Raw genomic sequence first — 23722 nt, forward strand, 5'->3', positions numbered from 1 at the left:
AAGCCTTCCGTTGGGACGGTAATCAATCTTGGAGGCGTTCTCGCCCGGTAAAAAACCGGTCGCGAGACGGCGAGCGCTCAGTCGTCGGCCGGCTCCGCGTCGCCCGGCTCCGAATCCGTTTCGGGATCGCCGCCGTCGACGCGCTCGCCGCCGTCGCCGACGGTGACCGCGATGTCCGCCGCCGCGGCCTTGTACTCGGGGATATTCGCCCGCTCGTCGAGGACGTCGTTCGTGAGGCGGTTCGCGGAGGCGGCCGCGAAGTGCGGGGTCGTCCAGACGACGCCCTCCTTGATGTCCTCGGTCACCTGCGCTTTCACCTCGATCTCCCCGCGTCTGGACCGGAGCGTCACCATCTCTCCGTCCTCGATCCCGTACGCTTCGGCGTCGTTCGGGTGTACGTCGACGAAGTTCTCCGGGTGCTGCCGCGAGAGCGTCGGCGACCGCCGGCTCATCGTCCCCGTGTTGTAGTGCTCTTCGAGCCGGGCGGTCGTGAGGATCAGCGGGTACTCCTCGTCGGGCACCTCGGCGGGCGGCTGGTGGCGGACGCCCTCGATCTGCCCGAACCCGTTCTCGGTGTCGAACGAGTCGGCGTAGAGGTACTGGTCGCCCTCGTCGCCCTCCTCGTAGCAGGGCCACTGGAGCCCGGTCTCGCCGAGCGCGTCGTAGGTCATCCCGTGGTAGATCGGACACACCTCGCGCAGCTCCTCGAAGACGGCCTCCACGTCGTCGAAGCGGAACTCCGCTTCGCCGAACAGGCGACTCCCGACCTCCATCAGGATCTCGAGGTCGTGTCTCGTGTTTTCGTGGACCGTCTCGGCGCCGCGCATGCGCTGGACCCGCCGGTCGGTGTTGGTGACGGTGCCGCCGCGCTCCGCCCACGTCGTCGCCGGGAGGACCACGTCCGCGAGCTCCGCGGTCTCGGTCATGAAGATGTCCTGTGCGACCATGAACTCGAGCGACCGCAGGCGCTTCTCGACCTCGTTGCCGTCGGGCTCGCTCATCACGGGGTTCTCGCCCATCACGTACAGCCCCTTCACCGAGCGCCCCGCCTCGTGGGAGATCTCCACGTTGGTGAGGCCGGGCTCGTCGGGGACCTCGAACCCCCACACGTCCTCGACGCTCTCGCGCGCCTCGTCGTCGTCGACGAGCTGGTAGCCGGGGAGGACGTTCGGCATCGCGCCCACGTCGCTGGTCCCCTGGACGTTGTTCTGCCCGCGGAGGGGGTTGACGCCGGTGCCGGGCTTCCCGAGGTTCCCCGTGATCAGCGCGAGGTTGATCTCGTTTTGAACGTTGTCGACGCCGCAGGTGTGCTGGCTCATCCCCATCCCGGTGAAGATGGCGGCGTTGTTCGCCATCGCGTACTTCTCGGCGGCGAGCTCGATGTCTTCGAGGGGGACGCCGGCCTCCTCCGCGGCCGCCGCCTTGTCGAAGTCTTCGAGCGTCTCCGTCAGGTGGTCGAACCCCTCGGTGCGCTCCTCGATGAACCCCTCGTCGATCCAGCCCGCGTCGGGCTCTTCCTCGTGGCGTTCGAGGATCGTCTTCAGGACGACGTTGAGCAGGGGAATGTCGGCGCCTGGATTGAGCTGGAGGTGCATGTGCCGCTCGGTCTCGTCGATCTCGAACGACCGAGTGGTCTTGTTGGCGTGGGGATCGACCTGGATGACGGTCGCGCCCTCCAGTACGGCCTGCCGGAAGTACTGGCTGTTGGCGATCGGGTGCTGCTCGCCGGGGTTCGCGCCCTGTATCCAGAGCACGTCGGCCGACTCCTCCAAGTCGACCATGCTGTTCGTCATCGCGCCCGCGCCGAGGCTCGTCCGGAGCGCCCACACCGTCGAGGCGTGGCACATCCGGGTGCAGTTGTCGACGTTGTTCGTGCCGTACCGGCGCGCGATCTTCTGGAGGAGGTAGTTCTCCTCGTTCATCGTCTTCGAGGAGCCGAAGAATCCCATCGCGTCGGGGCCGTGCTCGTCGCGAATCCCCTCCATCTCCGAGACGATCCGCGAGTAGGCCTCCTCCCACGTCGCCTCGCGGAATTCCCCGTTTTCTTTTATCAGCGGCTCCGTGAGTCGGTCCTCGTGGTCGACGACCTGCGTCGCCGCGCCGCCCTTGATACACACCCGTCCCTCGTTGACTGGCGCCTCCCCCCACGGCATGAAGTTCACGTCGCCGGGGTCGTCGCCCTGGTTCACCGTGATCCCGCAGCCGACGCCGCAGTACGGGCAGATGGTCTTCACCGGTTCGTCGCCCTCAGTCGACATGGCCCTCACCCTGACGTGCGATCATATGTCACGATCTGTGATCCACTCGCATGAGTGTGTCGGTGGTTCTCGCCGGGAGGCGACGCGAGCGGCTGCCGACGCGGGCGGTCGCCGAACGGTTTTGTCGGCCGGGGGCGTTCGAGCGGACATGGACCGCACCGTCGCCGACATCGAGGACTACTCGATCGCCGACATCGAGGACCGCGCCGCCGACCTCGTCGAGGCGTACCGGGAGTCGGCCCCCTTCTACCCGGTCGAGGCGGAGGCGATCGAGTCGCTTTCGGACGCGTTCCGGGCCGGCGAGTACGGCAAGCGGGACGTGGAGTGGGTCGTCCGGTGGTACTTCCGGCGGGCCGTGGCCGACATCGATCACGAGGAGCGGCGGGCGGTCGAGGCGGCGGTGTCCGACGCGGAGCCCCGAGAGCTACGCGCCGCGCTGTGGGACGCGATCGACGCGCTGGACGGAGCGGACGCCGCGGCCGCCGGCGAGGACCCCGACCCCTCGCACCACCGGGCGCTCGACGCACTCACGGAGATTCCGGGCGTCGACGTGGCGGTCGCATCCGCGCTGCTGTGGTTCCTCGCCCCCGACGAGTACCTGGTCGGCGGCGAGCGCGAGTGGGCGGTCGTCGCCGCGCTGACCGACGAGGGCGACGCCGGGGACGCCGGGGACGCCGGCGCCCCCCTCCACGACGCCTACCCGGAGCCGATGACGGTCGAGGCGTACGACCGGTTCCTCGACGCGGTGCGAGGGCTCGCCGAGCGCCTCGGCGTCGACCACTGGCACCTGTACATGGTGATCCGCAGCGTGCACGCGGAGGCGGTCGAGGGGGAGGCGTGACCGGCGAGGAGGGGCAGTAACCGAAACGCCTACCGGTCGAGGAACGGCGGAACGACGACCTCGGCGCGCTTCTCGTCGCCGCGCACGACGACGCTCACCTCGGTGCCCGGCTCCGTATAGCGCTCGTGGAGGTACCCCAACCCGATCGGCTCGTCGAGCGTGGGGCTCATCGTGCCGGAGGTCAGCTGGCCGACCCGGGTGAGGTCGCCGTCGGTGACGGCGTAGCCGTTGCGGGGGACGCCGCGTTCGAGCAGCCGGACTCCGACGAACTTCTCGTCGACGCCCTCCTCCGTCTGGGCTTCGAGGGCGTCGCGCCCGACGAACTCCGTGTCGAGCTTCACGACGAAGCCGATCCGGGCCTCGTAGGGGCTCCGCGGCTCGGTCTCGGGGTCGAAGTCCTGTCCGGAGAGGAGGTACCCTATCTCCGTGCGGAGGGTGTCGCGCGCGCCGAGCCCGCAGGGCTGGGCGTCGTGCGGGGCGTCGACGAACGCCCCCCAGACGGCCTCGACGTCGCCGGCCGGGCACATCACCTCGAAGCCGTCCTCGCCGGTGTAACCGGTCCGGGCGACCCAGCCGTCGACCCCCTCGACCGCGGCGACCGCCGCCTCGAACTTCGAGCGGCCGACGACCCGGTCGGTCGGGGTCGCGGCGTCGAGGGCGTCGGCCGCGTCCGGCCCCTGCACCGCGAGCATGGCCCAGCCGTCGGTGGCGTTCGCGACCTCGGCGTCGAGACCCTCGCCGTCTCGGTAATCGACCCACCGGTCGTACATCTGTTCGTCGTGCCCCGCGTTGGGGACGAAGAGGTAGGCGGGATCCCCGGTCCCGGCGTCGAGATCGGGGTCGAGGCCGGCGAGCGCGGCGGCGCCGTCGCCCGCCTCGATCCCGTCCGGGAGCCGGTAGACGACCGTGTCGTCGAGCATGACGCCGTCCGCGTTCGTGATCGCGGCGTACTGGGAGTCGCCCGGGTCGAGCGCCGTCACGTCGTTGGTCGTGAGCCGGTTCATCAGCGTCGTCGCGTCCGGCCCCGACACCTCGATCTCACCCATGTGCGACACGTCGAAGACGCCGAGCGAGTCGCGGACCGCCGCGTGCTCCTCGCTGATCGAGTCGAACTCGACGGGCATCTGCCACCCGCCGAAGTCGGTGAACGTCGCGCCGCGTTCCTCGTGGGTCTCGTGGAGGGGAGTGCGTCGGTCTGACATGCCGAAACCCTCTCCCGGCCGGACCTAAGGTCTTGCCATCGGAGCACCTCTCGGGGAGATCGCGACGCCGCCGTCCCACTGCCACCGGCGACAACCTCAAGCCGTTTCCACCCCCGGTGACGTACGTGACGCGGAACTACGCCGGCCTGCTCGCTCCCGCCGCCGCGGTCCTGCTGGTCGCGGTCGTCGTCGCCGCGGTCGCGGGCGCGTGGCCCCCGTTCGTCGCCGTCGAGAGCGGGAGCATGGCCCCGGAGGTCGAGCGCGGCGACCTCGTCGTCGTCACCTCGACGGACCGGTTCCCGTGGGGCGGACTCGTCGGCGCGACGGAGTCCGGCGCGCCGACCACGTTCGGGAGCGCCGGCGACGTGATCGTGTTCAGTCCGCCGAGCGACGGCCAGCGACCGATAATGCACCGGATCGCCTTCCCGGTGACCGCCGGCGAGGACTGGACCGATCGGGCCGACCCAGCGCTGCTAAAGGGGGACTGCTTGACGATCACGGCCTGTCCCGCTCCCTACGACGGGTACGTCACCTACGGCGACGCCAACGGCGAGTACGACCAGAGCGCCGGGATCGCCCCGATCGTCCGCGAGGAGTGGATCACCGCCAAGGCGCTGTTCGCCGTCCCGAACCTCGGCTGGTTCCGGGTCGGCGCCGACGCCGCGGTAGCGCGGGTGGGCGTCCTCCCGACCGCCGTCGGATTCGGCGGTCTCGCCGCCGCGACCGGAGGGTTCGGCGCGCTCCTCCTCGGGCGGGTCGCGGCGCGTCGAACGGCTCGCGACGAGCGCGATCGGTGAGCGACCGACGAGCCACTCCGTCACCGGTTACGACTCCCCGTCCCCGTCGTTCTCGTCGTCCCCGTCGTCTTCGCTGCCGTCGAGCGTCACCGAGTCGGTCGTGGCGTTGCGGAGCGCGTCGGACCGCCCGAACTCGCCGGGCGCGATCGCGAGCGTCCGGATTCCGTAGCCGTTCGCGGTCTCGACCACCGGCTTGAAGTCGGTGTCCCGCGAGGCGATCGCGAGCGTCGACATCCGGCCCTCGGCCGCGAAGCGCGCGGCGTCGACCGCGAGCTTCACGTCGACGTCGCCGCTCGTGACGACGACCTCGAAGCCGCGGGCCTCCGCGGCCTGAATCAGCCCCGGCGTCGCGTGCTCGTCGAGGTAGAGTCGCGTCGTGACGAGCTGGCCCTCCGCCTCGGCCGCGACCCGCACGTCGTCGAGGTCGACGTCGAACTCCTCACGCAACACGTTCGGCCCGTCGACGAACAGCGCCACGCCGACGGGGTCGTCGTCCGACCGGCTGGGTTCCATGCCTCCCGGTGCGGGGTCCGCGGAGATATGCGTGCTGGTCTGTCGCGGCGCTGTGTGTGTTCACCATTGATCCATGAGAACACATCACTATCTGTGCGTCGGATGTAGGTCGACCATGATATCCCGCGTGCTGGTACCGATGGACGAGTCGAAGATGGCAGAGCGAGCGCTCCGGTTCGCGCTGGAGGCGCACCCGGACGCGGAGATCGTCGTGCTCCACGTGGTGGGCCAGCCCTCCTCGATGATGGGTAGCGCGGCCGGGCTCGCGCTCGCCGACGACACCGAGGAGGCGGCGGCGGAGCAGGCGAACGACCTCCTCGAGCACGCCTGCGAGATCGCCGCCGAGAGCGGGATCGAGATCGCCACGGAGGTGATGGCCGGCCACCCGGCGCGGGCCGTCGTCGACGCGAGCGAGGGGTTCGACGTCGTCGTCATCGGCAGCCACAGCGGGAGCCTCGCGGACCGACTGCTCGTCGGCAACATCGCCGAGAAGATCGTTCGGGGCTCCGCGTCGCCCGTGACGGTCGTTCGGTGAGCCACCGGAGTACAGACGAGGGAGTCACACGAGTGACGCGCCGCCGCCATGTTTCGGCTTTCGAACACCTTATATCCCTATTACCACCTGACCGACGACTGTAGAGAATATACGGAGTATTGAAGTAGTATGTCCAAGAATAACGGAGTAAGATGTCGGAATACAACGCATACACCGTCATTTCCGAGCAGAACGATCACGATTGCACCACGGTACGTGCACATCCGCGCAACGAGACGTACCACGTCGTCGAGTACGCCGACGAGGACGCGCGCGACCGCGTCGCGGACCTCCCGGTGGGCTCGGTGGTCAAGATGGAGCTGTCGCGCGCCGGCCGCCGGAGCAACGTCTGGCGCGCCGAGTCCGTCCGGACGGCCCACACCGACGGGGGGACGGCCGGGGAGTAGGGACGCAGAGAAAACGAAGAACGGCTCGAAGATCGCTTAGGAACGCTCGGAGACGGCCGTCCGCCGCCTCACAGGTCGCAGGTCAGTCGCGGGTTCGTCACGGCGCCGTCGGACGCGCCGACGAAGTCACGGGCGTACTTCGCGAGGATGCCGCCCTCGTACTGCGGTTCCGGCGCCTCCCACTCCTCGCGGCGCTCGGCCAGTTCCGCCTCGCTCAGCTCGACGCCGAGGTCGCGCTCCGGGATGTCGACGGTGACCCGATCGCCGTCCTCGATGAGCCCGATCGGGCCGCCGTCGGCCGCCTCGGGCGCGACGTGGCCGATCATCGGGCCGCGGGTCGCGCCGGAGAAGCGGCCGTCGGTGAGCAGCGCCACGTCGTCCTCGTGGCCCGCGCCGACGACGGCGGCGGTGACGCCGAGCATCTCGCGCATCCCCGGGCCGCCGGTCGGCCCCTCGTTGCGGATCACGATCACGTCGCCGGAGTCGATCGCGCCCGACTGGACGTACTCCATCGCGTCCTCCTCGTTCTCGAAGGTCCGCGCCGGACCCTCGTGGTAGAACTCGTCGTCGCCGGTCACCTTCAGCACCGAGCCGTTGGGCGCGAGGTTACCGTTGAGGATCTTGATTGCGCCCTCCGCCTCCTTGGGGTCGTCGACGTCGTAGAGGAAGTCGGCCTCGATCTCGTCGTCGTCGGGGAGCGCGCCGCGCTCCTCCATCGCCGCCAGTTCCTCGGCGAGGGTGCGTCCGGTGACGGTCATCGCGTCGCCGTGGAGCAGATCCGCTTCGAGCAGGCGGCGGAGGACGACCGGCACGCCGCCGACCTCGTGGAGGTCGTTCATGACGCTGTTTCCGCCGGGCTGGAGGTCCGCGATCTTCGGCGTGCGCCGCGAGATCTCGTCGAAGTCCTCGATCGCCAGATCGACGTCGGCCTCGGCGGCCAGCGCGAGCAGGTGGAGGACCGCGTTCGTCGACCCGCCCATCGCGGTCTGGAGCGCGATAGCGTTCTCGAACGACTCCCGCGAGAGGATGTCGGAGGGGCGGCGGTCGTTCTCGACGCAGTCCAAGGCGAGCGCGCCGGCGCGCTCGGCGACCTCGTAGCGCTCCGGGTCCTCTGCGGGCGCGGAGGCGGAGCCGAGCGGCGCCATCCCGAGCGCCTCGGAGATGGAGGCCATCGTGTTGGCGGTGAACATCCCGCCGCAGGAGCCGGCGCCGGGGCAGGCGTTGCGCTCCAGATCGTCGAGCTCGTCGCCGCTCATGTCGCCCTCGGCGTAGGCGCCGACGCCCTCGAACACCTGCTCGATGGTCACGTCGCGGCCCTCGTGTTGGCCGGGCATGATCGAGCCGCCGTAGAGGAACACCGAGGGGAGGTCGGTGCGGATCGACGCCATCAGCATGCCGGGGAGGTTCTTGTCGCAGCCGGCGACCGTCACCAGCGCGTCCATCCGCTCGCCGAAGGAGACGAGTTCCACGGAGTCGGCGATCACCTCGCGGGAGATGAGGCTCGCCTTCATCCCCTCGGTCCCCATCGAGATGGCGTCGGAGATGGTGATCGTCCCGAACTCGATCGGCATCCCGCCCGCCCCGTCGATCCCGTTGATCGCGGCGTCCGCCACGTCGTCGAGGTGGACGTTACACGGCGTGATGTCGGCCGCCGGGTTCGGCACGCCGATGATGGGCGACGAGAGATCCTCGTCGTCGAACCCCATCGCCCGGAACATCGCGCGGTGCGGGGCCTTGTCCGCCCCCTCCGTCACGTCTCTGCTCCGCAGCTCCTTGCCCTTCTCGCCCGCGAACCGGTCCGCGCCGTCGCGACCTCGGGAGGTCCCGTCCTCTGACCGCGGCTGCTGTTCGCTCATACTCGACCGTGTCGCTCGGAGGCCTTAAACGACCGCAACGAGGCGAGGGTTGCTCGGTGAGGCCGGACGATCGCGTCACCCGTCACGGGCAATCGCGTCACCCGTCACGGGCAATCGCGTCACCCGTCGCAGCGGACACGCGCGTCGCGGACCGGTGCGGGCGAGACCTCGTCTCGGCGCCACTATCTTTAATGGCGCAGCGAGTGTCATTGACGTTGGTTATGAAGAAACTGATCAACGACCCGGACGACATCGTCGACGAGATGCTCGACGGCATGACCGCGACGTATCCGGACCGGCTCCGCCGGCTCCCGGACACGCAGGTGATCGTCCGGGACGACGCGCCGGTGGAGGGGAAGGTCGCGCTCGTGACGGGCGGCGGCAGCGGCCACGAGCCGACCCACGCGGGGTACATCGGCGACGGCATGCTCGACGGGGCGGCCGCGGGCGACGTGTTCTCCTCGCCGACCGCCGACGAGTTCGAGGAGCTGATCGGGGCCTGCGACGCCGGCGACGGCGTCCTCGCGATCATCAAGAACTACGAGGGCGACGTGATGAACTTCGAGACCGCCATCGAACTCGCCGAGATGGAGGGCGTCGAGGTGGAGAGCGTCGTGGTGAACGACGACGTCGCCGTCGAGGACTCGCTGTACACCTCCGGCCGCCGCGGCGTCTGCGGGACGATCCTCGTCCACAAGGCCGCGGGTGCGAAGGCCGCGCAGGGCGCCGACCTGTCGGAGGTCAAGCGCGTCGCTGAGAAGGTGATCGACAGCGTCGGCACGATGGGCACCGCACTCACCTCGTGCGTCACCCCCGAGAAGGGCGAGCCGACCTTCGATCTGGGCGACGACGAGATCGAGCTGGGGATCGGGATTCACGGCGAGCCGGGCACCGAGCGCACGGGGCTGATGAGCGCCGACGAGATCACCGACGCGCTGACGGAGGCCGTCCTCGACGACCTCGATCTCGATCCCGGACAGGAGGTGCTCACGGTCGTCAACGGGATGGGCGGAACCCCGCAGATGGAGCTGTTCGTCGTCAACCGCCGGCTTCAGGAGCTGCTCGGCGAACGCGACCTGGAGACGTGGGACGCGTGGGTCGGCGACTACATGACCTCGCTCGACATGGCGGGGGCGTCGATCACCGTCTGCGCCGTCGACGACGAGCTGAAGGAGCTGCTCGGCGCACCGGCCGACACCCCCGCGCTCGCCCGGACCCAATGAGCGGTGACGAGCCGGGTGAGAACGAATCGAGCGTGGACGCGGCGGCCGACGGCGCCGCCGTCGTCGCGGCCGTCGAGGCGGTCGCGGACCGCATCGAGAGGGAGCGCGACCACCTCACCGAGCTGGACTCCGCCATCGGCGACGCGGACCACGGCGGCAACATGGCCCGTGGGTGGGCCGCGGCGGCCGAGGCCGCCCGCGACCTCGACGATCCGGACCCCGAGACGGTCTGTAAGACGGTCGGCAAGACGCTCATGGCCGAGGTCGGCGGGGCCTCCGGCCCCCTGTTCGGCGGGTCGCTCGTGTTCGCGAGCGCCGAGCTCGCCGACGGGGTCACCGCCGAGAGCGCGGTCGCGTTCGCCGAGACCTACTTGGAGAAGGTCGAGGACCGCGGCGACGCCCGAGTGGGCGACCAGACGATGGTCGACGCGCTCACCCCGGCGGTTCACACGTTCAAGAAGTCGGTCGAGACGGACGACCTCCCGCCGCTCGAAGCGCTTGCGAAGGCGGTCGACGCGGCCGAGCGCGGCGTCGCGTTCACGGTCCCGATCCGGGCGAAGAAGGGCCGCGCCTCCTACCTCGGCTGGCGGTCGGTGGGGCATCAGGACCCCGGCGCGACGAGCGCGCTGTACATCCTCGAAGAGGTGCTCGCGACCGCCGCCGACCGCCTCGACGCCGATATCCCCGACGTGGACGCGACCTCGCCGACGATTCCGGACGAGGCGGCCGACGGCGCGGACGCGCCCGACGGCGACGCGGCGGACGCGCCCGACGGCGACGACCCGACCGCGGAGGACGACTGATGGTCGGACTCGTCGTCGTCTCTCACGGCGAGCGGGCGGCGGAGGGGATCGCTGAGGTCGCCGCCGAGATGGCCGGCGACACGCGCATCGAGCCCGTCGGCGGGGACGGAAAAGGCGGGATCGGCACCGTTCCGGACGCGATCGAGGACGCCATCGACGCCGCCGCCGACGGCGACGGGGTCGTCGTCCTCGTCGATCTGGGCAGCGCGGTGATGAACGCCGACGTCGCCGTCGAACTGAGCGACGCGGAGGCCGTCATCGCGGACGCGCCCGTGTTGGAGGGGGCAGTGAACGCGGCCGTCGCCGCCACCGACCCGTCCGCCACGCTCGACTCGGTCCGCGAGCAGGCCGAGGCGGCGCGTGGGATGGAGAAGCTGTAGGGCGGGCGACTCCCGCGGTCGCTCACGCCGCGTCTGCCGCGTCGAGGTCGAGCAGCTCCCGCACCTCGGCCCGCGTCTCGCAGGCGAGCGCCTCGTCGGCGAGCTCCCTCGCGTCCGCCGAGTCGATCTCGGTGATCCGCTCTTTCACCGCCGGCACGGTCACGGCGCTCATGCTGAGCTCGTCGAGCCCGAGCCCGACGAGCAGCTCCGCGAGCGCCGGGTCGCCCGCCATCTCGCCGCACATCCCGACCCACGCGTCGGTCCCCGCCGCGGCCGACGCGGTGCGGTCGATCGCGCGCAACGCCGCCGGGTGGAGCGGATCGTGGTAGTCGGCGACCCCGTCGTTCTCGCGGTCGGCCGCCATCACGTACTGCGTGAGGTCGTTCGTCCCGACGCTCAGGAAGTCGAGCCGGTCCGCGAGCCGGTCCGCGAGGAAGACCGCGGCCGGCGTCTCGATCATCGCGCCCAGCTCGGGGACCGCGTGCTCGACTCCCGCCGCGGCGAGGTCAGCGGCGACCGACTCGACCGCCGAGACCGCGGCCTCGACCTCCTCGATCCGGGAGACGAGCGGGAACATCACCGCGAGCCCGTCACCGTGTTCGCTCGCGGCCGCGCGCAACAGCGCCCGGAGCTGCGTTTCGAACAGATCGCGGTGCTCGTCGAGCGAGAGTCGGACTCCCCGCCGCCCGAGGAACGGATTCGTCTCGTTCGGCAAGTCGAGGTACGGCACCCGCTTGTCGCCGCCGACGTCGAGGGTTCGAACGACGACCCGGTCGTCGGGGAACGCGGACAGCGCGGCCGTCACGGCCTCGTACTGCTCGTCCTCGCTCGGCGGCGCCTCGCGGTCGTAGAAGAGGAACTCCGTCCGGAACAGCCCGATCCCGTCCGCGCCGCGCTCGGTCGTGGGGCCGATCTCCGCCTCGCTCCCGACGTTCGCGGCCACCTCGATCCGTCGGCCGTCGGCGGTAGAGACGCGATCGGGCACGGCCGACGCCGCGTCGCCCCCGGCCGCCGCGCGGGCCTCCGCGTCGGGATCGACGACGACCCGGCCGTCGGTCCCGTCGACGAGCAGTTCGGCTCCGTCATCGATCTCGCGAAGCGGCTCGCCGACCCCGACGACCGCCGGGATCGACAGCGACCGCGCGATGATCGCCGCGTGAGCCGTCCGCCCGCCCTCGACGGTCGCGATCCCGGCGACCGCGTCCGGGTCCAGTTCCGCGGTGTCGCTCGGGGTGAGCCGCTCGGCCAGCAGCACCGTCCCCGCCGGAAGGCCGCCGAGGTCGGCGAGGGCGGTGCCGTCGTCGGCGTCGGCTCCGGCATCGAGCAGGACTCGGAGCAGTCGGTCCCGCACGTCCCGCAGGTCGTCGGCGCGCTCGGCCATCTGACCGTCGAGCGCCTCGAACCGCTCGATCGCGGCCGCGAACCGGTCGCTCACGGCGTGTTCGGCCGGCGTCCCGTCGGCGATCGCGTCCTCGACATCGCCGACGAGCTCCGGGTCGTCGAGGAACTGCTCGTGGGCCTCGAACACCGCCGCCTCCTCCTCGCCGACGCGCTCGGCCGCCCGGTCGCGGGCGAGTCGGAGCGCCTCGCGGGCCGCGTCGCGAGCACTCTCGAACCGCGCCAGCTCGGCGTCCGGGTCGACGCCGGAGGGGTCGGGACGGTCGGGAAGCGTCAGGTCGGCCTCGGGACGGTACCAGCGCGCCGTGCCGACGCCAGACAGGGGCGTGCTCCCGACCCCGGTGAACGTCCTCACGTCGGGTCACCGCCGTCGGCGTCTCCGGCTTCGGATCCCTCGATCTCCGCCGTCAACAGGTCACAGACCGCCTCCAGCGCGTCGGCCGCCTCGGGTCCCTCCGCGACGACGCGGACCGACTCGCCGTGCCCGACGTTCAGCCCGCTCACCGAGAGCATGCTGTCGGCGCGGACGAGCCCGTCGTCGCCGTCGTCCGCGCGACCGATCGACACGTCCGCGTCGAACCGGTTCGCCGTCTGCACCAGCTTCGAGGCCGGCCGCGCGTGCAGGCCAGCCTCCGGCACCACCGTCACGGTACGTTCCATGAAACCGGATAGGCGCGGAACATCCTTATAAGTGTGTTTGGGAGGACGGCCGCTCTCACTTCACCGCGTCCACGATCTCCCCCTCGATCATCCGCGCGAGGACGACCCGCGGCACGTCCGCGCGCTCGTGGACGACCCGAGCGATCTGCCGCGCCGCCGCCTCGTCGTCCGCGTCGTCGACGGCGTTGACGAGCGGGATAGCGGTCGCCCCCTCCGGGACTCCTTTCAAACCGCCCCGCTCGTGCGCGAGGACGCGACCGATCAATTCCGGGGTGATCTCGTCGCCGACCGCGGCGTCCGTGATCGCCGCGACGCGCTCGGGCCGGTGGACCGTCTCCGCCGTCAGCGGCTCTCCGACCGCGCCGACGCTCGCAACCGGAACCACGCGGTCCGCGCCCGCGGGGACCTGCGGCTCGCGCTCGTTCGGGGCCTTGAGCAGGCGCGTCCGCGCGCCGTCGGCCTTCACGAGCACCGGCCCGTCGTGCGCGGCTCCGATATCGTCGACGGCGGCGGGGTCGTACCCGCGGTACCGGTCGTCGCGCTCGCGCTCCGGGACCAGCCCGAGCGGGAACGGCTCGGGGTCCTCCGTCGGTTCGGCGTCCCCCTCCGACTCGGCTCCGCCGCGCGCCGCGATCTCGGTGAGCGCGGCCGCGGGCTCCGCCGTGACGCGCACCGCGGCGACCTCGCGGTCGAAGATCGGTATCCGGACCGTCGCGGTGAGCACCGCCCGGTCGAGCCGCCCGGCGAGCGCGTAGAGGGTGGTCTTCTTCCCGCCGGCGCCGACGAGACAGGTCGTCCCCGCGGCCGCGTCGAGGGCGTCGACGACGTCGTTCATGTCCGAACCCGTGGTCGCCCGCGGGCGAAAAGCCGTCGGTCGGGACGGGTTCGGCTCGCCCCGACCGATCCCGCCCTCACCCCCGCCCGGCGTGTGGTTTAATCCCGTCCGCCCGCGAGGTGGCTCACGATGACCGTCCCCGACCGAATGCTCCGCGTCGACCTCTCCGCGGAGCGCGTGCGCAGCGAGCCGGTCCCCGAGGCGTGGCTCGCGCGCTACGTCGGCGGAAAGGGGCTCGGCGCGCGGTACCTCTACGAGATGAAATCCGGCGTCGACCCGGCGTCGCCGGCGAATCGCCTCGCATTCGTCGTCGGCCCACTGACCGGATTCCTCCCCGGCGAGCCGCGCTACGCGGCGGTGACGAAATCTCCGCTCACGGGGGCGTTCCTCGACTCCTACGGCGGCGGGTCGTTCGCGGCCCGGCTCGCCGGCTCGCTCGGCGACCACCTCGGCGTCGTGATCGAGGGCGCGGCCGACGGGCCGGTGACCCTCTCGCTCGCCGGCGGCGAGGCGACGATCGAGTCCGCGGGGGACCTCCGTGGACTCGACGCGGCCGAGACCGACGCGCGGTTCCCGGACGACGCCGTCGCCTGCGTCGGCCCGGCGGGCGAGGCGGGGGTCCGGTACGCGACGATCGCCTCCGACGGCGGCGACCACCACGCGGGACGGGGCGGCGCGGGCGCGGTGATGGGCGCGAAGGGGCTCAAGGCGGTCGTCGCCCGCGACCCGGCACCGACGGTCCCGGCCGCGCTCCGGGACCTCCGCGAGCGCGACGAGGCCGCGTTCGCCGACAGCGACGCCGGACGGTGGCTCGCCGCGGGCGACACCCTCGAAACGGTCGCGTTCGGCGACGAGACCGGCGTGCTCCCGACGCGGGGGTGGCAGTCCCGCAGCTTCGATGGCGCCGACGAACTCGGTGTCGAGCGGGCCGGCGAACGGGCGACCGGGCGCGAGCGTCCCGACGACCCGGTTCCGGGCGGATTCCGGGTGCCGGCGGGCGACGGAGACGGCGCGACGGACGACATCGACCCCGACGACGCTCCCACCACCACCGACGCCACCGTCCCGCGCGGCGGCACCCCCATCGCGCTCGGCGCGGGGCTCGGAATCGATGACTTCGATGCGGTCGCGGCCCTCGGCGGGGTCTGCGACCGGCTCGGGATCGACGTGATCTCCGCCGGCAACGCGGTGGCGTGGGCGGTCCGCGCGAGCGACGCGGGGCTGATCGATCCCGCGGACCACGGCGTCGACCGCGGGCTCTCCTTCGGCGACGAGGCGGCCGCGCGGGCGCTGATCGAGGAGATCGCGGCCCGATCGACGCCCCTCGGCGACGCGCTCGCTGACGGGGTGGCGGCCGCCGCGGAGCGGTTCGGCGGGGCCGACCTCGTCCCGACGGTGAAGGGGATGGAACTGGCCTCCTACGACCCGCGCGGCGCGGCGACGATGGCGCTGGCCTTCGCGACCGGCGACCGCGGCGGCTGTCACCGCCGCGCCCGGCCGGTCGAAACCGAGGCGGTTGCCGATCCGGGATGGAGCCCCGCCGAGCGCGCCGCGGTCGTCGCCGACGAGCAGGACCGGCGGGCCGCGCTGTGGTGTCTCGTCGGCGACGACTTCCTCGCCGAGAGCTTCGGTCCGGAGGCGGCCGCCGAGTGGCTCGCCGCCCTCGGCGACGAGCGCGACCCGCGAGACCTCCGGCTTCTCGGCGAGCGCGCGTGGACGCTCACCCGCCTGTTCAACTGCAGAGAGGGGTTCGACCGCGGGGACGACGGCCTCCCGGAAGCGCTGACGCGGGACACCGACGGAGGGGGCGGGGGAGGCCGAAAAGGCGACGACGCCCTCGATCCCGACGCCTTCGAGGAACTCCTCGACCGGTACTACGCGTACCGCGGCTGGGACCGGGAGGGGAGACCGACGGCCCGGTTGCTCGACCGACTCGGGCTCGCGGACCTCCCCGATGGAGCGACGCCGGTCGGATCGGCGGAAGAAGTTCCGAGCGTCGACGGCGGCGGTGGCTGACCGGCGGTAGGTGAGTGACGCCGCCGACTGGCCTACGGCGCGGCCTGTTTCGTCGAGACCAGTTCGATCACGTCGCGGTGGGAGAGCTCGTGGTCGGCCCCCACCTGCCGACCGCTCCGGCAGTCGGTGCCGTGGAGGAGCCCCTCGCCGATGTCCGAGTGGATGTGGAACGCGAAGTCCTCGGTCGTCGACCCCCCGGGGAGGATGAAGCAGTCGCGGAAGACGCCCTTCTCGTCTTTGCTCCCGTTCGCGGAGCCGGGGAAGACGGCGATACAGCCGAGCACGTCGAAGACGGCGGCTTCGAGCGCGCCCTGAACGCCGGTCCCGTCGTACTCGGCGACGAACTCGCCGATCTGATCGAGACCAGCCTCCTGCTCGCCGGAGACGTCGCCCACGATTTCGAACTCGCTCGCACCGGGGGTGTAGTCGACGACGCCGGCGTCGTCGGCGTTCTTCAGGGCCTTCTCCGCGTGAGCGCTCGCCGGGACGAAAGAGAGGTGGTCGTAGTCGGGGTCGCTCGTGATCGTCTCCCAGTTCGCCTGCGCCTCGGGGGTGTCCATCTTGTTGGCGGCGACGACCATCGGCTTCGTGCGCTTGCGGATCTCGCGGGCGAGGTCGGCCTCGTCCGCGTCGTCCCACGTCTCGGGGTCGATTTCGAGCCCCTCCGCGAGGATCACCTGCTTCATCCGGTCCTTGTCGATCCCGAACGCGGACATCTGGTCGGCGAGCTCCGCCTCGATCGCGGCGTCCGCGCCGTGGTAGCGCGTCTCGAACTTCTCGAGCCCCTTCTCCAGCACGTCGAGGTACCACGCGTCGAGCTCCTCCTCGAGGAAGTCGATGTCCTCGCGCGGGTCGTGGCCCTCGGTGGCCTCGCCCTCGATGTCGGTCTTGCCCGAGAAGTCGACGACGTGGATCAACACGTCGGTCTCGTTGAGGTCGGTGAGGAACTGGTTGCCGAGCCCGCGCCCCTCGTGGGCGCCGGGGACGAGGCCGGCGACGTCGACCATCTTGACGGGCACGAAGCGGGTGCCCTCGCGGCAGACGCCGACGTTCGGCGTGCAGGACTCGTCGAACTCGGGGGCGGCGCAGTCGACGCGGACGTACGCCTCGCCGACGGTCGGGTCGATCGTGGTGAACGGGTACGCGCCCTCGGGCACGTCGTTCATGGTCGCGGCGTTGAAAAACGTCGACTTCCCCACGGAGGGCTTGCCGACGAGGCCGATCCGGTAACTCATTACCACCAGTGCGCGATCCACGGTAAAAAGCGATGCGAGACGCGCCGTGCCGTGCGTACGGGTGACGGGGGGGAGAGACCGCCGTCGGACTGTCAGGCGTCGCCGTCCGACTGCCCGGGCTCACCGAGCTCCTCGCGGGCGGCCGGGTAGGAGCTCCCGCGGAACTCGTCTTCGACGCGCGAGAGGTGAATTTCGGATGTCATGGACGGATATCGGCACGCGAGGCCTTAAACGCGCCCCTCGTCCGGATCTCGACGGCTTCGCCGCGGAAAGAACCGGCAAAGCTCGCAAAGAGTTATGTGTCGGCGGTGCCCTGATACATGTGAACATATGACTCTGTACGATCGGGTCCTCGTTCCGACCGACGGCTCGGCCGAGGGGAAGCGGGCGGTCGCGCACGCCCTCGACCTCGCGTCGGTCCACGGCGCGGACGTTCACGCGCTGTACGTGGTCGACACGGCGAGCTACGCGGGGATGCCGATGGAGAGCTCGTGGGAGGGGGTCGGCGACCTCCTGCGGGACGACGCGAACGAGGCGGTCGCGGAGGTCGAGTCGCTCGCGGCCGAGACCGATCTCGACATCGAGACGGCGGTCGCGGAGGGCTCTCCGAGCAAGGAGATCATCCGGTACGCCGAGGGCAACGACTGTGACCTGATCGTGATGGGGACGCACGGCCGGGGCGGGATCGACCGCCTCCTCCTCGGGAGCGTCGCCGAGAAGGTGGTTCGGGGGTCGAGCGTCCCCGTGCTGACGGTGCGGCTGGACGGCGACGTTCCGGGGGACGCGGCCGTCGAAAGCGAGACCCCGGCCGAAAGCGAGACCCCGGCCGACGGGGAGCCGGAAGCGGCCGGGCGGAGCTAGCCGGAAGTCGACGTTTTTGCGGTCGCTCACGGTTCGGGACCATCGACGCTCAGTCGTCAGCGTCGCGCAGGTGCTCGCAGTCGCCGGCGTGGACTCTGCGGGTCCCGTCGTCCGTCTCGATCACGAGCGCGCCCGGCGGCTCCACGTCGACCGCGGTGCCCGTCACCGGGCCGTTCGGGGTGTCGACGCGGACCCGACGGCCGAGGGTGCTCGCGCGCTCGCGCCACGCCGGCAAGATCCGATCCATCCGGTCCGGCGTCCCCGCGAGCGCCGCGAACCGTTCGAGGAGGACCGCGGCGAACCGGCGCCTGTCGACGGGCGCGCCGAGTTCGTCCTGCAGGGAGGTCGCGTCCGCCGGGAGCAAATCGGGGTCGACGTTGGCGTTGACGCCGATCCCCGCGACGAGCCACGAGACCCGGTCGGCCTCACCCTCCATTTCCGTGAGAATTCCCGCGAGCTTGCGGCCGCCGCGACCGCCGGGGGCGTCCGAGGCGCCGGGCGCGTCGGACGCGCCGCCATCGGCGTCGCCATCCGATTCGGTTCCGAGACCGCCCACGAGCACGTCGTTCGGCCACTTGATGTGGGCGTCGACGCCCGCCTCCCGGCAGGCGTCGGCGATCGCGACCGCGGCGGCGAGGGTGAAAAGCGGCGCGCGGGCAGGCGCCGCATCCGGTCGCAGTACGAGCGAGAGCCAGACGCCCCCGCTGGGCGCGGTCCACTGCCGATCGAGCCGGCCTCGGCCGCCGGTCTGCTCGTCGGCGACGACCGCGACGCCGTCGGCCCCCTCGGCCGCCAGCTCGCGGGCGCGGTCGTTGGTCGACGGGAGTTGATCGTGGTACTCGATCTCGTAGGGGGCATCGAGCCCGAACTCGATACCGGCGGCGGAGTAGCCGGGGTCCTCGGGCGCGACGTATCCCTCGGAGGTCGAGCCGACAGCGAACCCCTCCTCGCGGAGGGACTCGACCGCCTTCCAGACCGCCGTCCGCGACACGCCGAGGTCGTCTGCGAGCGCGGGGCCGGAGACCGGGCCGTCGCCGAGGGCGTCGAGCAGCGCGCGGCGCGTGTCCATGTCGTCGGGGTCGGCGCGGACGCGCAAAGCCGTTCCGGGTCGGCGACCGGAACGCCTTCCTCCTCGCCGAGCCGGGACCTCCGAAGACACCGGGACACCGGGTTTCCGGTGAAACGGCGAGCGTTACCGAACCGCACGGAGCTGCGGCGGACTCGGCGAGTTCGGCGATGGAAGCGACGATCCGACCTCGCCACAAGACACAAGGTCTCACGGGCGAACGCTCGGGTATGCAACCCTCCAAGGAGCGGGAGGCGTCCGACGGCGATCCGATGGACGACCTTGACGACCTCCTCGACGACGATCTCGCGGACGGCGAGGGCGACGACGGCTCGACGGCGGACGCCACGGCAGAAACCGAGGGCGTCGCCCGGACGGGTGCGGGCGGAGGCAAATCCGGAGGCGGTCGCGTCGGAATGGACGGGCGCTGGTTCTCCGCGAAGTCGTTCGCGATCGCGCTCGTCGCCGTCGGGATCGGGGTGTTCGCCGGCGGGGCGATCCCGCTCATCGGCGGGACGATCGGCTCCGCCGCCGGCGTGTTCCTCGCCGCGTTTCTCGTGGGGCTGATCTTCTCGACGCGGAGGTACGCGGAGACCGGACTCGCCGGGGCCGCGGCGGGCGCGGGCACCGCGGTGACCAGCGTCCTCGGGGTCGGCTTTCTTCCGATCGGGGTTGATTACCTCCAGCAGTGGGGCCTCCCGCTGCTCGCCGTCGGCGGCGGACTGGGGCTGGTGCTGGCGCTGCTCGGTCACTACTTCGGCCGGGATCTCCGGGCCGGGCTGACGGAGGACATCGGCGGGTAGAGCGACGGAACCGGCCGTCGACCCCCGTCGTCAGCGCGCGCGCAGCGCGTCCTCGACGCCGACGTACGCGGCGATCTCGTGGCGTTCGAGGACGACGAAGCCCGCGAGGATCGCGACGAAGCCGACGATCGCCTCCGCGTCGATCAGGCTGCCGAGCAGCGCCCAACTCCCGACCGCGGCGACGACGGGCTCCGCGTAGCCGACGAGGTGGAGCTGAGCCGGGCCGACCTCGTCGAGCAGCGCGAAGTAGATCAGGAACGCGACGACGCCCGACAGCAGCGTGAGGTACGAGAGCGACGCGATCGACGTGGCGTTCCAGACGATCGCCGCGGGCGACTCGCCGAGCAGGGCGGCGCCGACGAACAGCACCCCGGCGCCGGAGACCATCGCCCACCCCTGTAGCGCGGCGATCGGGAGGTCGGTGCGAAGCGGGCGGAGCAGCACCGCGCCGAGCGAGAAGGAGACCGCGCCGGCGAACGCGAGCCCGACGCCGAGCAGGGCAGCGCTACCGAGCCCGGCCTCCATCGGGTCGGCGATCACGATCACGCCGAGGATCCCGAGCGCGAACCCCCCGATCTCGAAGGGGCCGAGCCGCTCGTTCGGGAGGAGAAGGGCGGCGAACGTGGCGGTCAACACCGGCGCGAGGCTCACGATCACGGCGGCGACCGCACCCGTGATGTGGAGCTCGGCCACGTACAGCAGCCCGTGGTACGCGGCGATCACGAAGGCGCCGGCGACCGCGACGCCGAGCCACTCGTCGCGGCCCCGAGGGACCGTCCTGCCGGACATGACCGCGGCGACGCCCAACACGATGGCGCCGGCGACGGCGTAGCGCACGCCGGCGAACAGAAGCGGCGGGAAGTAGTGCAGTCCGGCCTCGATAGCGACGAAGGAGGTACCCCACAGCGTCGCGAGGAGAACGAACGCGGCGACGATCGATTCGGGAGTGGAAATGAGGGTCCGCAGATTCATTGACTATCTATTCGAAATCGGCAGAGATAGTTAAACTATTCTCCCGGATTGGTCGGTATCTGGAATGAACAATCACACATACGAATCTGATGCGATTCGGTTCCAAAACGACCGTCGATCTTGCACTCTACTCCAAGTATATCTGTCGTAATATATAACAGACCATCACGCGAACGGGACGTATGGACGAGCGCGACGTGCGGTTGTTGAAGGCGATCTCGGACCTCGGCACCGGGAGTCCCGAGCGGCTCCACGAGGAGACGGACATTCCGGTGTCGACGATCCACTACCGGCTGAACAACCTCCGGGAGGACGGCGTGATCGAGAACGACCTGTACGACCTCGACCACGAGGCGCTCGGGCTCGGCGTCACCGTGATCGTCGAGGTACTTGCGGACTACGAGGGCCCCTACGAGGAGTTCGCGGACGAGCTGCTCGCGGTGGAGGGCGTGACGGAGGCGTTCTTCACGATGGGCGAGACCGACTTCGTCGTCCTCGCGCGGCTCTCCTCGTCGGACACCGTCGAGCGCCTCATCAGCGACTTCGAGGCGATCCCGGAGGTCGAGCGCACGAACTCGACGTTCACGATCTCGACCCTGCGCGACGAGCCGCGCGCGCCGGCGACGTACGATCTCGACACGCTGATCGAGGAGCTGACCGACTGAGGAACAGACGGTCTCGCTGGGGCAAAGGCGGCATTTTTGAGCAGAATCGGAGTTGCGACGGCCACTTATAAGCCGACTGCGGAGGCGCGTGCCACCGAGCGCCCACCGGGCGCGAGGTGCACGCGCGAGGGAGGCGGCGGTCCGGCGCGGCTCCGCCCGCGCCGGGCGTCCGCCGAGGTTGGGGAGGTGTGAGGTGCGGGGCGGTGCTGTGCGGGGTGGGACTCAAAGAGGCAGTCGCGAGGGCGGCGCACGCTCGCTGTGCGCTTCAGTCGCTCGCGTTGCTCGCTTCCTCCAGTGCTTGCGTCGCCTGCGCCGCCCTCGCGACTGGGGCTTTGGAAGTAGTCACCGCGACGCCAGCAGCGACCGTTTATAAACAAACCACAAAAGCGCGCAACACGCCAGACCCGGCGTTATCAATCACTCATAAACAACCCCACCACGCGTCTTACGACCGCTTCCCGATCTCCTCGCGCAGCACGTCGGAGACGACCTCGCCGTCGGCCTTTCCGCGAAGCGCGCCCATGGCCTCGCCCATCAGCCCGGAGAAGGCGCCCATCCCCTCTTCGTCGATCTGGTCGGCGTTGCGCTCGACGACCTCGACCACCGCCTCCCGGACCTCGTCCTCGCTCACGCCCGAAAGCCCGGCCTCTTCGACGGCCTCGGCCGCCGACAACTCGGGATTCTCGGCGAGCGTCGTCAGCACCTCCGGGACCCCCTCCTTCGCGAGGTCGCCGTCCTCGACGAGGTCGAACAGGTCGAGGAACTTCTCGTCGGTGAGGTTCTCGACGGGCGCCCCTTCCCGGCGAATCTCCGTCGTCGTCGACTCCAGCGTCGAGGCGGCGAAGGTGGGGTCGACATCCCGGTCGACCGCGGTTTCGAACAGGGGGAACCGCTGGCCGAACGCGACCTGCTCGGCGAGGCCGGCGTCGAGCCCAAACGCCTCGGCGTACCGCTCGGCCTTCTCGTCGAGCAGCTCCGGCCGCTCCACGTCGGAGGGGTCCGGCTCGACCGGCGGCACGTCCGTCTCGGGATACATCCGCGCCGCGCCCGGCAGGGGCCGGAGGTAGCGGGTGGTCCCGTCGTCGTTCGCGCCGCGGGTCTCCTCGGGGACGCCCTCGACGGCGGTCTCGGCGCGCTCGGCGGCCGCCTCGATCGCGAGGTCGGCGGTCTCGGGGTCGGCCGCGACGATGGCGACCGCGTCCTCGTCGCCGGCGCCGACCGCGTCGCGGAGGGCGTCGACCTCCGCCTCGGTCACGCCGTACGCCGGCAGCTCGTCGGTGTGGAAGATGCCGCCCGCCCCGTGGCGCTTCGCGTGGTCCGAGAGCTCCGTGCCGAGCCGCCGATCCGGCTGGATCTCGCGGCCGACGAGCCCGTCGAAGCCGAACAGCGGGACCGCGGTGACCTTCCCACCGGCGTCGAGCGCGCCGCGGATCACGCCCGACTCGGTGTCAGCGAAAGTGTCGGTCACGTCGCGCACGTCGCCGACGCTCGCGTCGCGGTCGCGGAGCTCGTCGCGGATGCCGAGCAGTTCGGCCTGCCGCCCGACCTCGCCGCGGACGATGTCCTCGATCCCCTGCAGGTCCTGCACGCCCTTCACCTCGACGCGGGCGCCGTCGGCGACGGAGACGTTCACGTCCTGCCGGATGGTGCCGAGCCCGCGCTTGACCGCGCCGGTCGACCGCAGCAGCATCCCGATGCGCGCGGCGGCCTCGCGGGCACCCTCGGGGCTCCGGATGTCCGGCCCCGTCCCGATCTCGACGAGGGGGACGCCGAGTCGGTCGAGCGAGTAGACGACGCCCCCGTCGGTCTCCTCGACGCGCTTCGCCGACTCCTCTTCGAGCATGAGATCCGCGATCGACACGCGCCCCTCGCTCGTCTCGATCTCGCCCTCTTGGCCCAGCAGGATCGAGCGCTGGAACCCGGAGGTGTTCGAGCCGTCGATGACGAGCTTCCGCATGACGTGGGCCTGATCGACGACGGAGATGTCGAGCAGGTTGGCGATCTGCAGGGCCACGGAGAGGGCCTCGTCGTCGACGCGGCGGGGCGGCTCGTCGTCCTCCTCGACGAGGCAGGTGGTGTCGTACGCGAGGTAGGTGAACTCGCGGTCGACGCGGCTCTCCTCCATCGCGGCGTCGTCGAGCTCGCCGAGCTCGCTCTTCGTCGGGTGGAGCCGGCGGGTGATCTCGCGGTCGGCCTCGTCCGGGTCGCGCTCGACGGTCGGGGAGTCACAGAACAGCTTCGTCGCCGTATCGAGCTGCTGGTGGATCTCCAGGCCGGCGACGAGCCCCAGCTCCTCGTAGTCGTACTCGGGGGTCGCGTCCGTACTCATTACGCCTCACTCCGACGGCGCGCGACTAAAAGGGTGGCAGTTCGCGCGAGCGCTGATCGACCGTGGG

Annotated in this window: 22 protein-coding genes; 11 read left to right on the forward strand and 11 right to left on the reverse strand. The window is 71.0% G+C overall.

All coding sequences use genetic code 11. From position 1 onward, the window contains the following. Positions 1 to 77 precede the first annotated feature (77 nt). The gene (gene fdhF, locus ESO89_RS08225) at positions 78 to 2258 is read right to left on the reverse strand and encodes a formate dehydrogenase subunit alpha (RefSeq protein ID WP_128905054.1); all 2181 of its coding nucleotides are present in this window, start codon (positions 2256 to 2258) and stop codon (positions 78 to 80) included. 148 nt (positions 2259 to 2406) lie between these two features. On the opposite strand from fdhF, the gene ESO89_RS08230 reads away from it, so the two are divergent. Next, positions 2407 to 3099 (forward strand): hypothetical protein, encoded by a 693-nt coding sequence (locus ESO89_RS08230; RefSeq protein WP_128905055.1) that lies wholly within the window; start codon positions 2407 to 2409, stop codon positions 3097 to 3099. A gap of 29 nt (positions 3100 to 3128) precedes the next feature. Here the strand turns inward: ESO89_RS08230 and ESO89_RS08235 are convergent, their stop codons facing one another. Then, positions 3129 to 4301 (reverse strand): glycine cleavage system aminomethyltransferase GcvT, encoded by a 1173-nt coding sequence (locus tag ESO89_RS08235; RefSeq protein WP_128905056.1) that lies wholly within the window; start codon positions 4299 to 4301, stop codon positions 3129 to 3131. Positions 4302 to 4426: 125 nt separating this feature from the next. On the opposite strand from ESO89_RS08235, the gene ESO89_RS08240 reads away from it, so the two are divergent. After that, positions 4427 to 5098: a S26 family signal peptidase gene (locus ESO89_RS08240; protein WP_128905057.1), complete on the forward strand. Its 672-nt coding sequence runs from the start codon at positions 4427 to 4429 to the stop codon at positions 5096 to 5098. 27 nt (positions 5099 to 5125) lie between these two features. On the opposite strand, the gene ESO89_RS08245 is transcribed toward ESO89_RS08240, so the two are convergent. Next, positions 5126 to 5611 (reverse strand): NYN domain-containing protein, encoded by a 486-nt coding sequence (locus ESO89_RS08245; protein ID WP_128905058.1) that lies wholly within the window; start codon positions 5609 to 5611, stop codon positions 5126 to 5128. Positions 5612 to 5726: 115 nt separating this feature from the next. On the opposite strand from ESO89_RS08245, the gene ESO89_RS08250 reads away from it, so the two are divergent. Together ESO89_RS08250 and ESO89_RS08255 are read left to right on the forward strand one after the other, a co-directional pair. Next, a complete protein-coding gene (locus ESO89_RS08250) occupies positions 5727 to 6146 on the forward strand; it encodes a universal stress protein (RefSeq protein WP_128905059.1) in 420 nt (139 codons plus the stop codon). Between the two features lie 152 nt (positions 6147 to 6298). Continuing rightward, the gene (locus ESO89_RS08255) at positions 6299 to 6553 is read left to right on the forward strand and encodes a hypothetical protein (RefSeq protein ID WP_128905060.1); all 255 of its coding nucleotides are present in this window, start codon (positions 6299 to 6301) and stop codon (positions 6551 to 6553) included. 68 nt (positions 6554 to 6621) lie between these two features. Here ESO89_RS08255 and ilvD read toward each other — a convergent pair whose 3' ends face one another. Beyond that, a complete protein-coding gene (gene ilvD, locus ESO89_RS08260) occupies positions 6622 to 8409 on the reverse strand; it encodes a dihydroxy-acid dehydratase (RefSeq protein ID WP_128905061.1) in 1788 nt (595 codons plus the stop codon). A gap of 221 nt (positions 8410 to 8630) precedes the next feature. Here ilvD and dhaK point away from each other — a divergent pair, with 221 nt between their 5' ends. The 3 genes from dhaK to dhaM are packed head-to-tail and all read left to right on the forward strand — an operon-like array spanning position 8631 to position 10815. Then, positions 8631 to 9632 carry a dihydroxyacetone kinase subunit DhaK gene (gene dhaK / locus ESO89_RS08265; protein ID WP_128905062.1) on the forward strand — a complete coding sequence of 334 codons (1002 nt, stop codon included), beginning with the start codon at positions 8631 to 8633 and terminating at the stop codon, positions 9630 to 9632. After that, on the forward strand, positions 9629 to 10435 hold the full coding sequence (gene dhaL / locus ESO89_RS08270) for a dihydroxyacetone kinase subunit DhaL (protein ID WP_128905063.1): 807 nt from the start codon (positions 9629 to 9631) through the stop codon (positions 10433 to 10435). Before dhaK ends, dhaL begins: the two co-directional genes overlap by 4 nt. Then, the gene (gene dhaM, locus ESO89_RS08275) at positions 10435 to 10815 is read left to right on the forward strand and encodes a dihydroxyacetone kinase phosphoryl donor subunit DhaM (protein ID WP_128905064.1); all 381 of its coding nucleotides are present in this window, start codon (positions 10435 to 10437) and stop codon (positions 10813 to 10815) included. The genes dhaL and dhaM overlap by 1 nt, the downstream gene beginning before the upstream one ends. A gap of 22 nt (positions 10816 to 10837) precedes the next feature. Here dhaM and ptsP read toward each other — a convergent pair whose 3' ends face one another. The 3 genes from ptsP to yqeC are packed head-to-tail and all read right to left on the reverse strand — an operon-like array spanning position 10838 to position 13708. Beyond that, positions 10838 to 12568, reverse strand: a complete 1731-nt coding sequence (gene ptsP / locus ESO89_RS08280) for a phosphoenolpyruvate--protein phosphotransferase (protein WP_128905065.1) — start codon at positions 12566 to 12568, stop codon at positions 10838 to 10840. Then, positions 12565 to 12873 carry an HPr family phosphocarrier protein gene (locus ESO89_RS08285; protein WP_128905066.1) on the reverse strand — a complete coding sequence of 103 codons (309 nt, stop codon included), beginning with the start codon at positions 12871 to 12873 and terminating at the stop codon, positions 12565 to 12567. Before ESO89_RS08285 ends, ptsP begins: the two co-directional genes overlap by 4 nt. 55 nt (positions 12874 to 12928) lie before the next feature. Continuing rightward, positions 12929 to 13708, reverse strand: a complete 780-nt coding sequence (yqeC, locus tag ESO89_RS08290) for a selenium cofactor biosynthesis protein YqeC (RefSeq protein ID WP_128905067.1) — start codon at positions 13706 to 13708, stop codon at positions 12929 to 12931. 129 nt (positions 13709 to 13837) lie between these two features. Here yqeC and ESO89_RS08295 point away from each other — a divergent pair, with 129 nt between their 5' ends. Next, a complete protein-coding gene (locus ESO89_RS08295; protein ID WP_128905068.1) occupies positions 13838 to 15724 on the forward strand; it encodes an aldehyde ferredoxin oxidoreductase family protein in 1887 nt (628 codons plus the stop codon). A 32-nt stretch (positions 15725 to 15756) separates the two neighbouring features. Here the strand turns inward: ESO89_RS08295 and ESO89_RS08300 are convergent, their stop codons facing one another. After that, entirely contained in the window at positions 15757 to 16959 is a 1203-nt protein-coding gene (locus ESO89_RS08300) for a redox-regulated ATPase YchF (protein ID WP_128905069.1), read from the reverse strand. Between the two features lie 330 nt (positions 16960 to 17289). Here ESO89_RS08300 and ESO89_RS08305 point away from each other — a divergent pair, with 330 nt between their 5' ends. Further along, positions 17290 to 17820, forward strand: a complete 531-nt coding sequence (locus ESO89_RS08305) for a universal stress protein (protein WP_128905070.1) — start codon at positions 17290 to 17292, stop codon at positions 17818 to 17820. 49 nt (positions 17821 to 17869) lie between these two features. Here the strand turns inward: ESO89_RS08305 and ESO89_RS08310 are convergent, their stop codons facing one another. Beyond that, the gene (locus ESO89_RS08310) at positions 17870 to 18889 is read right to left on the reverse strand and encodes a biotin--[acetyl-CoA-carboxylase] ligase (protein ID WP_128905071.1); all 1020 of its coding nucleotides are present in this window, start codon (positions 18887 to 18889) and stop codon (positions 17870 to 17872) included. Between the two features lie 227 nt (positions 18890 to 19116). Between ESO89_RS08310 and ESO89_RS08315 the strand changes: the two genes are divergently transcribed. Continuing rightward, positions 19117 to 19689, forward strand: coding sequence for a hypothetical protein (locus ESO89_RS08315; RefSeq protein ID WP_128905072.1), 573 nt, complete (start codon positions 19117 to 19119; stop codon positions 19687 to 19689). 30 nt (positions 19690 to 19719) lie between these two features. Here ESO89_RS08315 and ESO89_RS08320 read toward each other — a convergent pair whose 3' ends face one another. Then, a complete protein-coding gene (locus tag ESO89_RS08320) occupies positions 19720 to 20661 on the reverse strand; it encodes a DMT family transporter (RefSeq protein WP_128905073.1) in 942 nt (313 codons plus the stop codon). Between the two features lie 182 nt (positions 20662 to 20843). Between ESO89_RS08320 and ESO89_RS08325 the strand changes: the two genes are divergently transcribed. Continuing rightward, positions 20844 to 21326: an Lrp/AsnC family transcriptional regulator gene (locus tag ESO89_RS08325; protein WP_128905074.1), complete on the forward strand. Its 483-nt coding sequence runs from the start codon at positions 20844 to 20846 to the stop codon at positions 21324 to 21326. A gap of 445 nt (positions 21327 to 21771) precedes the next feature. Here the strand turns inward: ESO89_RS08325 and gatE are convergent, their stop codons facing one another. Further along, the gene (gene gatE, locus ESO89_RS08330; RefSeq protein WP_128905075.1) at positions 21772 to 23655 is read right to left on the reverse strand and encodes a Glu-tRNA(Gln) amidotransferase subunit GatE; all 1884 of its coding nucleotides are present in this window, start codon (positions 23653 to 23655) and stop codon (positions 21772 to 21774) included. Positions 23656 to 23722: the final 67 nt, after the last annotated feature.

Source organism: Halorubrum amylolyticum, from assembly GCF_004114995.1.
GTDB classification, from domain to species: domain Archaea; phylum Halobacteriota; class Halobacteria; order Halobacteriales; family Haloferacaceae; genus Halorubrum; species Halorubrum amylolyticum.